At 44.8% G+C, this 12704-nt stretch carries 13 protein-coding genes; 9 read left to right on the top strand and 4 right to left on the bottom strand.

From position 1 onward, the window contains the following. Positions 1 to 2 precede the first annotated feature (2 nt). Both pth and EXN75_RS00415 read right to left on the bottom strand, forming a co-directional pair. Positions 3 to 575, bottom strand: a complete 573-nt coding sequence (pth, locus tag EXN75_RS00420; protein ID WP_118116440.1) for an aminoacyl-tRNA hydrolase — start codon at positions 573 to 575, stop codon at positions 3 to 5. Between the two features lie 46 nt (positions 576 to 621). After that, positions 622 to 1224 (bottom strand): 50S ribosomal protein L25/general stress protein Ctc, encoded by a 603-nt coding sequence (locus EXN75_RS00415; RefSeq protein WP_134842356.1) that lies wholly within the window; start codon positions 1222 to 1224, stop codon positions 622 to 624. 287 nt (positions 1225 to 1511) lie between these two features. On the opposite strand from EXN75_RS00415, the gene nusB reads away from it, so the two are divergent. The 8 genes from nusB (at position 1512) to EXN75_RS00375 (ending at position 8357) form a co-directional block, all read left to right on the top strand. Further along, positions 1512 to 2465, top strand: a complete 954-nt coding sequence (gene nusB, locus EXN75_RS00410; RefSeq protein WP_134842355.1) for a transcription antitermination factor NusB — start codon at positions 1512 to 1514, stop codon at positions 2463 to 2465. 81 nt (positions 2466 to 2546) lie between these two features. Beyond that, positions 2547 to 2858: a preprotein translocase subunit YajC gene (gene yajC / locus EXN75_RS00405; RefSeq protein WP_134842354.1), complete on the top strand. Its 312-nt coding sequence runs from the start codon at positions 2547 to 2549 to the stop codon at positions 2856 to 2858. 19 nt (positions 2859 to 2877) lie between these two features. Beyond that, positions 2878 to 3831 carry a CdaR family protein gene (locus EXN75_RS00400; protein ID WP_342776586.1) on the top strand — a complete coding sequence of 318 codons (954 nt, stop codon included), beginning with the start codon at positions 2878 to 2880 and terminating at the stop codon, positions 3829 to 3831. A gap of 31 nt (positions 3832 to 3862) precedes the next feature. Next, on the top strand, positions 3863 to 4423 hold the full coding sequence (gene coaE / locus EXN75_RS00395; protein WP_022110935.1) for a dephospho-CoA kinase: 561 nt from the start codon (positions 3863 to 3865) through the stop codon (positions 4421 to 4423). A gap of 149 nt (positions 4424 to 4572) precedes the next feature. After that, a complete protein-coding gene (locus EXN75_RS00390) occupies positions 4573 to 5025 on the top strand; it encodes a DUF5606 family protein (RefSeq protein WP_118116428.1) in 453 nt (150 codons plus the stop codon). A 307-nt stretch (positions 5026 to 5332) separates the two neighbouring features. Further along, positions 5333 to 6025: a queuosine precursor transporter gene (locus EXN75_RS00385; protein WP_118116426.1), complete on the top strand. Its 693-nt coding sequence runs from the start codon at positions 5333 to 5335 to the stop codon at positions 6023 to 6025. A gap of 89 nt (positions 6026 to 6114) precedes the next feature. Then, on the top strand, positions 6115 to 6516 hold the full coding sequence (queF, locus tag EXN75_RS00380) for a preQ(1) synthase (RefSeq protein ID WP_262912620.1): 402 nt from the start codon (positions 6115 to 6117) through the stop codon (positions 6514 to 6516). 422 nt (positions 6517 to 6938) lie between these two features. Then, positions 6939 to 8357 carry an aspartate ammonia-lyase gene (locus EXN75_RS00375; protein ID WP_022110941.1) on the top strand — a complete coding sequence of 473 codons (1419 nt, stop codon included), beginning with the start codon at positions 6939 to 6941 and terminating at the stop codon, positions 8355 to 8357. Between the two features lie 155 nt (positions 8358 to 8512). Here EXN75_RS00375 and EXN75_RS00370 read toward each other — a convergent pair whose 3' ends face one another. Next, complete coding sequence (locus tag EXN75_RS00370; RefSeq protein ID WP_134842352.1) at positions 8513 to 9367, bottom strand: helix-turn-helix domain-containing protein; 855 nt, start codon at positions 9365 to 9367, stop codon at positions 8513 to 8515. Positions 9368 to 9514: 147 nt separating this feature from the next. Then, complete coding sequence (locus EXN75_RS00365; protein WP_134842351.1) at positions 9515 to 10891, bottom strand: MATE family efflux transporter; 1377 nt, start codon at positions 10889 to 10891, stop codon at positions 9515 to 9517. 204 nt (positions 10892 to 11095) lie between these two features. Here EXN75_RS00365 and EXN75_RS00360 point away from each other — a divergent pair, with 204 nt between their 5' ends. Next, positions 11096 to 12697, top strand: coding sequence for an ATP-binding protein (locus tag EXN75_RS00360; protein ID WP_134842350.1), 1602 nt, complete (start codon positions 11096 to 11098; stop codon positions 12695 to 12697). Positions 12698 to 12704 lie beyond the last annotated feature (7 nt).

Below are 12704 nucleotides of genomic sequence, written 5' to 3'. Positions count from 1 at the left end.
TCTTATTTTTTTCCTAACTTGTTGTATTGATTCATTGTAATGTCAATACCTTGTAGGACGAAACTTTTGATGATGTCCACACCGAGGTCGATGGCAGGTTGCAGTTCCTTCATGTCTTCCTCTGTGTATTTTCCGAGCACCCAGTCCACTTGTCCTCCGCGTGGATATTCGTTTCCGATACCCATGCGCAGTCGGGCGTAGTTCTGTCCGATAAGCTGCTGGATGTGTCCCAGTCCGTTGTGTCCGCCGTTGCTTCCGTTGGCTTTCAGTCTGAAAGCGCCGAGCGGCAGAGCCAGTTCATCGCTGATGACGAGCAGCCTCTTCTGATCTATCTTCTCCTGGTTGAGCCAGTATCTTACGGCGTTGCCGCTGAGGTTCATGAAGGTGGTAGGTTTCAGAAGAAACACCTTACGTCCCTTGATGGAAGTTTCGGCCACGAATCCGTAACGCTTATCCTCAAAATGAATATTGGACGCTTTAGCAAAAGCGTCCAATACCATAAATCCCGTGTTGTGTCTTGTTCCTGCGTATTCATCGCCCGGATTTCCAAGACCACAAATCAAATATTTATCCAATTTGAAAAATCTAAAAAGTTTAAATCTACGGGTTGTCTAAGCAAGATTACTCAGCCTCAGCAGCCTGCTGAGCAGCGAGCTGTGCATTACGAGTCATCTTGATAGAGCAAACTACAACAGCCTTGCTTGTAGCCAACTCAAGACCCTCGAAAGAAAGGTCACCAACCTTGATGCTCTTACCGATCTTCAACTCAGTAACGTCAACATCGAGGTGCTCAGGAATTACCTGGTAAGGAGCAGTTACGTTGATCTTACGGATAGAAAGGTTCATACGACCACCATCACGTACACCCTGTGCGAGACCTACCAACTTCACTGGAATACCGATAGTGATAGGCTTCTGGTCGTTCACCTCGTAGAAGTCAACGTGCAAAGGAGCGTCTGTAGTTGGGTGGAACTGGATCTCCTTCATGATAGCTGTGTGGCTCTCACCGTCGATGATGAGGTTGATAACATATACGTGAGGAGTGTAGATAACCTTACGCAACTCAGCGAAAGGAACAGCGAATGACAATGCCTCTGGAGCACCGTTCTCACCCTTCTTCTCACCATACAAGTTACAAGGAATAAAACCTTCCTTACGCAATGACTTAGAAGCTTTCTTGCCAAGGTCTGTACGCTTCTGACCTGTTACATTAATCTCTTTCATTTGTGTTACTCTAAATTAAGTATTAATAATTAGTGCCTTAACTCGCCATCACACGGATAAGCTTTGCAAAAGCGGGTGCAAAATTACAACAAATATTTGAAATAAGCAAATTTATGAAGAAAAAAATGCTAAAAAGTAATTCTTTGAGGACTCAGAAGGGGGTAAACGGGCTTTCTATCCTTAAAAAAGTAGAAAATATCCACTGGTTTCTTGCATGTTCCATATAAAATATGTATTTTTGCCGTGTCAAATAACGACAGTAATATAAACCTTTAAATTATTAGAGAATGATTAATAGGGATTTAATTAGAAGAAAGATTGTACAGTTAACCTATGCGTACTATCAAAACGGCAATCACAACATGGATAATGCTGAGAAGGAATTGTTGTTTAGTCTTTCTAAAGCGTACGACTTGTATAACTACATGTTGCAACTCATTGTGGCTGTCACTAAAGAGGCTCGCAAGCGTTACGACGTGGAGTTGGCTCGTGCTCAGCGTGAAGGGGCAGAGGCTCTATCGCAGAAATTTGCGTTCAATCGTTTGGCAGTTCAGTTGGAAGAAAACAAAATGTTGGGAGATTGGATTGATGCGAAACATTCTTCATGGGATGATGACATTGAATTCGTGCGTAAGCTCTACACTAACATTACAGCCAGCGAGGCTTTTCAGGAGTACATGGCTTCAGAGGAAGACAACTATGAGGCAGACCGTGAGGCTTGGCGTAAGTTCTACAAGAATTTTGTGATGAACAATGAAGAGCTGGATGCTCTTCTGGAGGAAAAGAGCCTCTATTGGAATGATGACAAAGAAGTGGTTGACACATTTGTGCTCAAAACCATCAAGCGTTTCGAGCAGGAGAATAAGGCCGACCAGGAACTTCTTCCTGAATATAAAGATTTGGAGGACCGTGACTTTGCCCGCAAGCTGTTCCGCTCTACTATTCTCAATTGCGACCAGTATCAGCGCTATATGAGTGATGCTTCCCGCAACTGGGATTTCTCCCGTCTGGCTTACATGGATGTGGTTATTATGCAGATTGCCATTGCAGAGATGGTCAATTTCCCAAATATTCCTGCTTCCGTCACCATCAATGAGTATGTTGACTTGGCCAAGGTATATAGTACTCCTCGAAGCGGCGGATATGTGAACGGAATGCTCGACAATATCGGCAGATTCCTCATCGACCGCGGTATCATTGCCAAGGAATTGCCTCCTCGCAAGGAACATCACAGAAGATAAAGTTCCGTAATGAAAACAGACTGAGGTCGATAGACTGAAGTTGAAAACAGAATATTAATAACATTTTAAATAATAGCAACTATGAATTTATTATTGGTAGCACAAGGTGGTGGTGGTAATATAAGCATCCTCGTTATGATGGTAGCAATTTTTGTTATCATGTGGTTTTTCATGATTCGTCCTCAGCAGAAGAAGCAGAAGGAAATCCGCAAATTCCAGAATTCTCTGCAGGAAGGTTCTAAGGTTGTTACTGGCGGTGGTGTTTATGGCACCGTTAAGCGTATCAACTTGGAGCAGAATACTGTAGATGTTGAGATTGCTCGTGGCGTAGTAATCACTGTAGCTAAGGGCTACGTGTTCGCTGATGCTACTGCTCAGACTCCAAATGCATAATATAGGAAAAATATGGCAAGTGATTAGAAACTTTTTGTTCAGTGCGCTGAACAAGGAGTTTCTGATTTTTTTGTTCTTTCTCTTTCTCAGCGGTGCTTTCTGGTTGATGATGGCGCTCAATGAGACTTATGAGGAAGAATTAAAGGTGCCTGTGCGCCTTGTCAATGTACCCCGTAATGCCGTTGTGACCGACGAACCTGCTGATACAGTGCGGGTTATGGTGAGGGATAAGGGTTTTACATTGGTTACCTACAAATATGGTAAATGGTTTAAGCCGCTCTCGTTCAAGTTTGCTACTTATGCAGATGAGGACCAGGGGCACGGCGTGATTCCCAATGCCGACATGGTGAAGCAGGTGCAGAACCAGCTCTATGGCTCCAGCAAACTTCTGTCTGTAAAGCCTGAAAAGCTGGATTTCTATTTCACATATGGTGCTTCCAAGCAGGTGCCTGTCAAGTTCAGGGGAAAGATTACGACGAGCAAGACTTATTATCTGGCTCATACGGAATTTCTGCCGGGTACGGTGACGGTTTATGCCAACAAGAAACGGCTTGACCAGTTGCGCTATGTGGAGATAGAGCCGTTCAACTATCGCAACTTACAGGATACGATCCACAAGACGGTGCGCTTGCAGAGGATTGTGGGCGTCAAGATAGTTCCGAATACGGTGCGCCTTTCCGTTTATCCTGATGTCCTGACCGAAGAGACAATCGATGTTCCGATTACGGCCATCAATATGCCTCCGGGCATGGTGCTCCGCACATTCCCTTCCCGTGTCACCGTCAGATTTACGATAGGTGCCAGCCTGTTCAGAACCGTCAGTGCCGACCAGTTCAAGGTGGTTGTCGATTACGACGAACTGTCTTCCAATCCGGCTGATAAGTGTACGGTCCAGCTGCGCAGTGTGCCACGAACCGTGAGCAAAGCAATGCTTGAAGTGGAGAAGGTGGATTATCTGCTTGAACAGCAATAGGGAATAGGAGGATCTATAAAAGTAGAATCTGATGAAAATAGCTATTACAGGAGGAATCGGAAGCGGCAAGAGTTTTGTTTGCAGAGAACTTGCCAAGCGTGGAATCGAGGTTTACGACTGCGATGCTGCGGCCAAAAGGCTGATGCGTAGCGATGAGCAGTTGCAGGCTGCACTAAAGCTGCTTGTGGGCAATGAGGTCTATGCGGACGGTGTGCTTCAGAAACCAGTTCTGGCTCAGTTTCTTTTGGCGAGTGAGACCAACAAACTGGCAGTCAATGATGTGGTTCATCCTGCTGTGGCTCGCGATTTCGAACAGAGCGGAAAGAACTGGCTGGAAAGCGCCATTCTCTTTGACAGTGGTTTTGTTCATCGCACCCGTTTCGACTATGTGGTCTGCGTGACGGCTCCACAGGAAGTCCGTCTGCAGCGGATTATGCAGCGCGATCAGATTTCCCGCCAGAAAGCAGAGGAATGGATAAATGCCCAGTTGCCTCAGGCTGATGTCGTTTTGCAGAGTGATTTTGAAATCAGAAATGATGGAAAGGAAGATTTGAATCTGCAGATTGACAGACTCCTGAATCAGGTGAAATAGGACTTCTGCTGAGAAGCGATAGGAGTTTTCCTTCTTCGAATGGGAAGGGGAGATTTCTTTCTTCGAATGAAAGAGGAGAGAATTTTCTTCTTTGAAAAATAAAAGGAAAAAGTAAACAAAGAAATAATAAATAAGAAATAAAAAGAACAATGGAAACAATTCTTTCAATTGCAGGTAAGCCAGGCCTTTATAAACTGGTATCTCGTGGAAACAGAAACCTCATCGTGGAGACTATTGATGAGACTCACAGACGTATTCCAGCTTTCGCTACAGACCGTGTAACAAGTCTTGGCGACATCGCTATGTACACAGATGCTGATGAAATCGCCCTCTGGGAGGTTTTGGAGAGTGTAGGCAAGAAGGAGAACAGTCAGGTAAGCAGCCTCAACTATAAGAAGTGCTCTGCTCAGGAACTTCATGACTATTTCGCAGAGGTTTTGCCTAACTACGACCGTGACCGTGTACACGATAGCGACATCAAGAAGTTGCTCCAGTGGTACAATATCCTCGTGAAGAACGGCATTACTGATTTCAAGGCAACTTTGGCTCCAACAGATGGCGACAATGTAGATGATCGTCAGGAGGAAGCAGCTGCTGAGTAATCCCTATACATTATTATATATATAAGAGGGGTGTGTTATAAGTCACATTCAGTGCGCCCGAAAAATGTCCCACAGATATTACAGATGTTCACAGATTTATTTTTTGTTTCAAAAAATCTGTGTAAATCTGTGAAATCTGTGGGACTATGTATTTTAGGAATTTCAAAAATCCTACATTTCTATGCTAAAATTTGGAGAATTCAGGAAAAAATCGTAATTTTGCAGCCGCTTTTGCATGGTGAACAGATTTCCACCTTGTCAGGAGCAAAATCTGAGTGCTTGGTAAACCTCGTAAAAAACAAGAAAAATGGAAAAGAAAACAACTCAAGTGAGTGTGCTGTTTATGCTTTTCAGCATCCTCTTTTGCGTTTGTCTGATTGCGGCAAACGTGCTCGAAACAAAGCAAATTGCCTTCGGCCCAGTATCTCTGACCGGTGGACTCATTGTATTCCCAGTGAGCTACATTATCAATGATGTCGTTTGTGAAGTGTGGGGTTATCAGAAAGCCCGCCTGCTGATATGGACAGGTTTTGCCATGAATTTCTTCTTCGTGGCTCTCGGCGCCATCTGTGATGTGATTCCTGCAGCACCTTATTGGACCAATGATGCTGGTTTCCACGCCATTTTCGGTCTGGCTCCACGCATCGCTGCCGCTTCCTTCGTAGCCTTCATCGTAGGTTCATTTGCCAATGCCTATGTGATGAGTGTGATGAAGATTCGTGATGGTGGCAAGCATTTCTCAGCCCGTGCTATTCTCAGTACCGTGGCAGGAGAGAGTTGCGACAGTATCATCTTCTTCCCATTGGCATTGGGAGGCGTAGTTCCTGCTTCCGAGTTGCCTTGGCTCATGCTCTGGCAGGTTATTCTCAAGACAGTATATGAAATCATCGTGTTGCCTGTAACCATCCGTGTGGTCAAGGCCATCAAGAAGCATGAGGGTGAGGATGTTTATGACAACAACATCTCTTATAATGTCTTCAAGATATTCAGTCTCAACTAATTACGTAATTCACAAATAAAAATTTTACCAAGACAGTGGATAGAAAACAAGATGGTTTGCAGGCTCTCGGAGCCAAAACCGAATATAGAATGGATTATGCACCTGAGGTGCTGGAGACCTTTGTCAACAAGCATCCGGGCAATGATTACTGGGTACGTTTCAACTGCCCTGAGTTTACATCGCTTTGTCCGATTACCGGTCAGCCCGACTTTGCGGAGATTCGCATCAGTTATATTCCTGATGTGAAGATGGTGGAGAGCAAGAGTTTGAAACTCTATCTTTTCAGTTTCCGCAATCATGGTGATTTTCATGAGGACTGCGTGAACATCATCATGAAGGATCTCATCCGTCTGATGGATCCTAAGTACATTGAGGTGACTGGTATTTTCACTCCTCGTGGCGGTATCAGCATCTGGCCTTATGCCAATTACGGCAAGCCTGGTACTAAGTACGAGAAGCTGGCAGAGCAGCGTTTCGCTACGCATGAATAAGTAAAATGATGATTTTTAAAAGAAGAGCTACATCTTCGGCAGAAATGCTGGAGAATGTAGCTTTTTGGGTTTATATAGCATGGAAAATCCGCTCAGCATCGGTTATCTGATCATCCAGCTATTATAAATGAGAAATGACAAATCAGTTCCCCCTTATTTCCTGCGAGGATAAAAATAAAGAGAAAAAGTCCTTGTTTGAAGTAGGGGAAATTGAAAAAATCACAAAAAATCAAACCAAGTTTGCTTTTTACAAATAATGGTTCGTTTTTTATAAATAACTTCAGCAAAAATCATCGTATCTTTGCAGAAGAAAAGCTGCACTCGGCAATTTGAAAGCAAGCTTTCATTGCGCTCGTTTGCATTTTCTTTGTGTTAGAAACAATAACTAATAGAATAAATACTAACTTAAACGATATAACATGATGGCTGACGAAAAGAAATTCAGAGTAGAGTCTGACCTTTTAGGTGAACTCAAAGTTCCTGCTGACGCACTTTACGGTGTACAAACTCAGCGTGGTATTAACAATTATCATATTTCTCGCAAGACGATGTGTGATTATCCTGATTTCATCATCGCTATTGCATACGTGAAGCTGGCAGCTGCCCAGACCAATCATTCTCTCGGAGTTATCAATGATGAGATTTCCGGAGCAATGGCTGAGGCTTGCCGCGAAATCATAGACGGCAAGTGGCACGAGAATTTCCCTATCGACATGGTACAGGGTGGTGCTGGAACTTCTGTCAATATGAATGCTAATGAGGTGATTGCCAACCGTGCCCTCGAAATCTTAGGACGCGAGAAAGGTGACTATCTGTATGTTTCTCCTAACGACCATTGCAACTGCGGACAGAGTACAAATGATGTTTATCCTACATCCATCCGCCTCGCCCTCATTCGCATGAATGCTCATCTCGTGGGCGCTCTTACCGGACTTATCAGCGCTTTCCGCTACAAGGCTGAGGAGTATTTCGACACCATCAAGATGGGACGTACTCAGTTGCAGGATGCAGTTCCGATGACTATCGGACAGGAGTTCAACGCATACGCCAACAACCTGGAGGAGGAAATCCTCAATCTGGAGCGCAATGTGAAGCTTCTCCACGAAATCAATATGGGTGGTACTGCTATCGGTACAGGTCTGAATGCCGTTCCGGGCTTTGCTAAGCTCTGTGCAGCCAACCTCAGTAAGTTGACCGGTGAGAACTTCGTATCTGCCAGCGACTTGGTGGAGGCTACACCAGATACAGGTGCTTACGTAAGCTATTCTTCAGCTTTGAAGCGCCTGGCTGTGAAACTTTCCAAGATCTGTAACGATCTTCGACTGATGGCTTCAGGTCCACGCTGCGGTCTGAACGAGATCAACCTTCCTCCTAAGGCTCCTGGTTCATCCATCATGCCGGGCAAGGTAAATCCAGTTATCCCAGAGGTGACCAATCAGGTTTGCTTCAAGGTGATTGGTAACGATACAACGATCAGTTTTGCAGCCGAGGCAGGTCAGTTGGAGTTGAATGTGATGGAACCTATCATTACAGAGAGTCTCTTCGAGAGCCTTACCTGGATGAAGAATGCCATCGAAACCCTTACAGAAGAATGTGTATTGGGCATTACTGTCAACAAGGAACGCTGCTATGAGATGGTAAAGAACAGTATCGGTATCGTGACTGCCCTCAATCCGATTATCGGTTATAAGGCCAGCACCAAGGTAGCCAAGGAAGCTCATGCCACAGGCCGCTCAGTCTATGACATCGTGATAGAGCAGGGACTGATGAGCAAGGAGGAGCTCGACAAGGCACTCGACCCTAAGGAAATGCTTCATTCTCATAAGTTCACATTGAAATAAATGTGGGATATGAAGAGTTGAAAAACAAAACTTTCCATAACTAATTGAATCCAAGTATATACATTCTTTTAAAGAAGCCTGCAGGCGAATCCATCTCTCTCTATCGGATTCCGCTTGCAGGCTTTGATTTTTTATTTTGTTTTCCAGAATTTTTCTTATTTCTTTCCCCTATACGCCAATGGCGTCATTCCCGACCGCTGCTTGAAGAAATTGGTCAGGGCGCTCTGGTCGCTGAAGTTCAGATAGTCGGCAATTTCCCCCATTGTCATGTCCGACTGGGTGAGCAGGTTGCATATTTCCTTGTAAACCAGTGATGTAACGTGCTCATTCACCGTAGAACCGCTGATTTCCCTTACCAGTCTTGAGAGATAGGCAGCAGAAACATTCTGCTTGTCGGCATAGAATCTGATCTGTCGCTCCTTGCGGAAGAAGCGGTAGAGGTGGTGTAGGAAAATTTCATACACTTCCTTCTTGTGCCCCAAGTCGTTGGAAACGGAACATTGCTCGTAGGGCAGTTCCTCAATGATGAGTTTGAGCACGTTGAACATACTCTTGATCATCTCAATCTTGTTGATGTGCTGGTGCCTTACAATGTCTCTCACGAAGTGGAAAATATCTGCGATGCTTTTCATCTTTTCAGGTGAAGGCTGGTATCGGTTAGGCTGGTCGGTGAAATGCTCGTCCACCAGAATACATTCCGCCTCAAAGTCGGGTGAAACCTCCTTCAACGCTACGATTTCCTTAGGCGAAGCAATGAGAAATTCGCCCGTTTTCACTTCCAGGGTTTCGTCCTTATTGCTGTTGAAATGCAGCAGGCATTTGCCCTGTTTCAGTAACAGCAGTTTGGTGAAGAGCGTACGTTCCTTCACCATTTCCGCCAGTTCTTCCGAGCTTACGCAGTTGTTTTCCCCGCCGTTGATGGCGAAGTGGGCAGCGTAGGCGCCATAAATGTCTGTCAGATGATATTTGGCAGCAAATTCTTCCAGGTTATAGACTATCTGTTGTTTCATGTTTACTTATACTTCTCATAGAAAAAGTTTACTTCTGGGGCGGTTTTTACCAGATGAGAATCTCCGGTTCTTCCCAGATGAGAATCCCCAGACTCCCTTTTGAGGGATGATTCTACGAGGGCAAAAGTACAAAATATCCTTCAGACATCAAAAATTTTTTTCTAAAAAAATGTTTTCCATTTTCTTCAGTTCCTTCTCAAACCGGTGTTTGTAGAGAAAACCGGCGATGGTGAGACCGAATGGGAAGGCTATCCAAATGCCCAAGATACCGATGCCGCAAGGGAAACCGAGCGTATAGCCCAACGGCAGACAGATGATGAAGTAGGCAATGAAGGCATAGGTCACCATTGGTTTCACGCAGGCAATACCTCTCAGCGCATTGGCAAAAGTATATTGCAGACCGTCGCCAAACTGGTAGAGCATCATCATGATGATGAGCAGGGCCACGTACTGCTGCACCTCCACATTATCATTGAACCATCCGCCTATCTGATGTCTGAGCAGCAACACCGGAATGCCCATGCAGAGAGAGAACAGCAGGTTGAGTCTCCAACCATCGTAGGCGTTTCTCCTGACGGCAGCAAAGTCGTTCTGTCCCACGAAATGGCTCACTCGGATGGCCAGCGCTGCAGCCATACCAGAGAGTACGAGGTAGAACAGTTGGGAGATAGTTATCATCACCTGATGGGCAGCTAATGGAATCGTTCCGAGCCATCCCACCATCACGCAGCTCAGCGTAAAGGCGCCCGATTCCAGCGCCAGTTGCAGCGCCACAGGCCATCCCAGACGGTTCATCTCCCGGAAGTCAGCCCCGTTGATGCGGCTTGCTATGATATTGTTGCGATATTCCCTGTATTCCTTCGTGCCGGCGATGATGCCCACCATAGCCACAGCCATGAGCACACGACTTGCCAAGGTAGAGATTCCGGCACCTAATAATCCCATTTCCGGACAAGGGCCCACACCATAGATGAGCACCCAGTTGCCGAAGATATTGACGATGTTTCCCATGATCATCACCCACATCGCTACCTTGGTATTTCCGATTCCGTCGAGAAACTGCTTCAGGGTATTGAATACGCCCACGAAGAGCACCGAAATGAGGTTGACGATGAAGTAGGGGCGTATGAGCGCGAGTAATTCCTCGGGCTGACCGATGCGATGGAGGTTGAAGTAGAGGATTATCAGAGCGAGCGAGAAAATGACGCCCACCACCATATTGGCGAAGAAGGAATTTTTCACTTTCTGTCCTATTTTGTCCGTTTTCTCCATGCCGTAGAGTTTTCCGATGATAGGGGTGAGACCATAGGAGAATCCCATGTAGGAAACGAGGATGAAGGTGATGATATTGTTGACGAGACCCGCTGCAGCCAGTTCCTCCGTGCTGTGATGTCCGATCATGAGCGTGTCGGCGAATCCCAGAATGATGGTTCCCAACTGTCCGATGATGATAGGAACCCCGATGCATAGGAGTTCTCGATAGTAATGTCTTTTATGTTCCGTGATGGAAGTATTATTGCCCATAGTTAGAAAAATAAACCTAATTGTTTGTAAAAAGCAAAGATGCTGCTTTAGAAAAGTCGTGCAAAGTTACTGCTTTTTTCTGATATAAGCAAGAAATAGGCGTGAAATAAAGGCGTTAAAGAAGAAAAACATAGGTCAAAAGTTTGGTGATTTCATGGAAAATGCTTAATTTTGTCCCATATAACAAGGAAAAGCTTAACAAGAATGAAATATCCGATAGGAATGCAGTCTTTCGACCAAATCATCAATGGTGGTTTCGTCTATGTCGATAAAACGGACTTGGTGTATAAGTTGGCACAAGGTCACGTCTGTTTTCTGGGTCGTCCAAGACGATTTGGAAAGAGCCTTCTTGTCTCTACGTTGGAGAATTATTTCCTTGGTAGGAAAGAACTTTTCAAGGGTTTGGCTATGGAATCCTTGGAGACGAAATGGAAGCAATATCCAGTGTTTCATATAGATTTCAGTGTAGGAAACTATGCTAATGATGGGGCGTTAGAGGAGGCATTGAATGCTATCCTCTCGGATTGGGAAAATCGATATGGAATCCAGTCTGTCAATAAAGACCTCGGCTTGCGTTTCCAGCGAATACTTCGTGCTGCCCATGAGAAGACGGGGCTGGGATGCGTTGTGCTGATAGATGAATACGACAAGCCTATCTTGGATGTTCTCGATCTGGACTATCAGGTGGAACATTTGGGGAAAATGATAACGTTGGAGGAAAAGCATCGCAACATCATGAAGTCTTTCTACACGACCTTCAAGGGAGCAGACGCAGATCTTCGATTTGTTTTCCTGACGGGTGTAACGAAATTCTCTCAGATTAGCATGTTCAGCGGGTTCAATCAGCCTGATGACATCAGCTTAAATCGTAATTATGAGACCATCTGTGGTATTACCAAAGAAGAACTGACGACATATTTCTCTGAGCCAATCAAGGAGTTTGCCGAGAACGAAGACTGTAGTTACGAGGAAATGCTGGATATTCTCAAACGGAAATATGACGGTTATCATTTCGGAAAGCGCCTTGTTGATATTTTCAATCCTTTCAGCATCCTGAATGCTTTCAATCAGATGGACATGGGGAGTTTTTGGTTTAAGAGTGGCACGCCTACTTATCTGGTGCGCTTGCTTTCTCATTTCAATCAGAACCTGAATGAGATGATAGGAAAGTATTATGCAGCCAGCCAGTTTGATGATTATAAGGCTAATGTGGAAATGCCTTTGCCGATGATTTACCAGAGTGGTTACCTTACCATCAAGGATTACGACAAGTTCACGCATTCTTATCTCCTGGATATTCCAAACAATGAAGTGCGTGAGGGGCTGCTTACGATCTTGGCAAACGACTATCTCAAGACAAAGGAAGATTCTGCCTCATGGCTCATTCATTCTGTACATCTTTTGCTTCAAGGCAAATTACAGGAGTTTATGGAGGGGATGACAGCTTTCTTGTCGGGTATTCCATATAGTGTGCGTCGCAGAAATGACGAACGTGAGTACGAACGTTATTTCGGCTATACTTTCTTCCTCTTGTTGAGGATGTTGAGTTGTTACTTGGTGTATCGTGAAAAGGAAACGAGTCAAGGCAGGGCAGACTGTGTGTATGAGACTCCGAATGACGTGTATATTTTTGAATTCAAATTGGATGGTTCTGTGGATGCAGCATTGAAGCAAATAGAAGACAAGGGATATGCGAGGGAATATGCCGGAGATTCTCGCAAAATCCATTTGGTAGGAGTCAATTTTTCATCAGAGAAGGGGACGATAGATGGCTGGAAAGAAGTGATTGGAATAAAAGTTTTGTAAAAGAATC

It is taken from the genome of Segatella hominis, from assembly GCF_004535825.1.
In the GTDB taxonomy this organism is placed as follows: Bacteria; Bacteroidota; Bacteroidia; order Bacteroidales; family Bacteroidaceae; genus Prevotella; species Prevotella hominis.
The sequence above is the reverse complement of the archived record's forward strand: the minus strand, read 5'-3'. Positions and strand labels throughout refer to the sequence as shown.

Bases quoted from the DNA above. Each gene is read 5' to 3' on its own strand.
- EXN75_RS00370 (WP_134842352.1), bottom strand. From the start codon at position 9,367: ATGAAACAACAGATAGTCTATAACCTGGAAGAATTTGCTGCCAAATAT.
- EXN75_RS00360 (WP_134842350.1), top strand. From the start codon at position 11,096: ATGAAATATCCGATAGGAATGCAGTCTTTCGACCAAATCATCAATGGT.
- queF (WP_262912620.1), top strand. From the start codon at position 6,115: ATGGATTATGCACCTGAGGTGCTGGAGACCTTTGTCAACAAGCATCCG.
- EXN75_RS00365 (WP_134842351.1), bottom strand. From the start codon at position 10,891: ATGGGCAATAATACTTCCATCACGGAACATAAAAGACATTACTATCGA.
- EXN75_RS00385 (WP_118116426.1), top strand. From the start codon at position 5,333: ATGGAAAAGAAAACAACTCAAGTGAGTGTGCTGTTTATGCTTTTCAGC.
- coaE (WP_022110935.1), top strand. From the start codon at position 3,863: ATGAAAATAGCTATTACAGGAGGAATCGGAAGCGGCAAGAGTTTTGTT.
- yajC (WP_134842354.1), top strand. From the start codon at position 2,547: ATGAATTTATTATTGGTAGCACAAGGTGGTGGTGGTAATATAAGCATC.
- EXN75_RS00375 (WP_022110941.1), top strand. From the start codon at position 6,939: ATGGCTGACGAAAAGAAATTCAGAGTAGAGTCTGACCTTTTAGGTGAA.
- EXN75_RS00390 (WP_118116428.1), top strand. From the start codon at position 4,573: ATGGAAACAATTCTTTCAATTGCAGGTAAGCCAGGCCTTTATAAACTG.
- nusB (WP_134842355.1), top strand. From the start codon at position 1,512: ATGATTAATAGGGATTTAATTAGAAGAAAGATTGTACAGTTAACCTAT.
- EXN75_RS00415 (WP_134842356.1), bottom strand. From the start codon at position 1,224: ATGAAAGAGATTAATGTAACAGGTCAGAAGCGTACAGACCTTGGCAAG.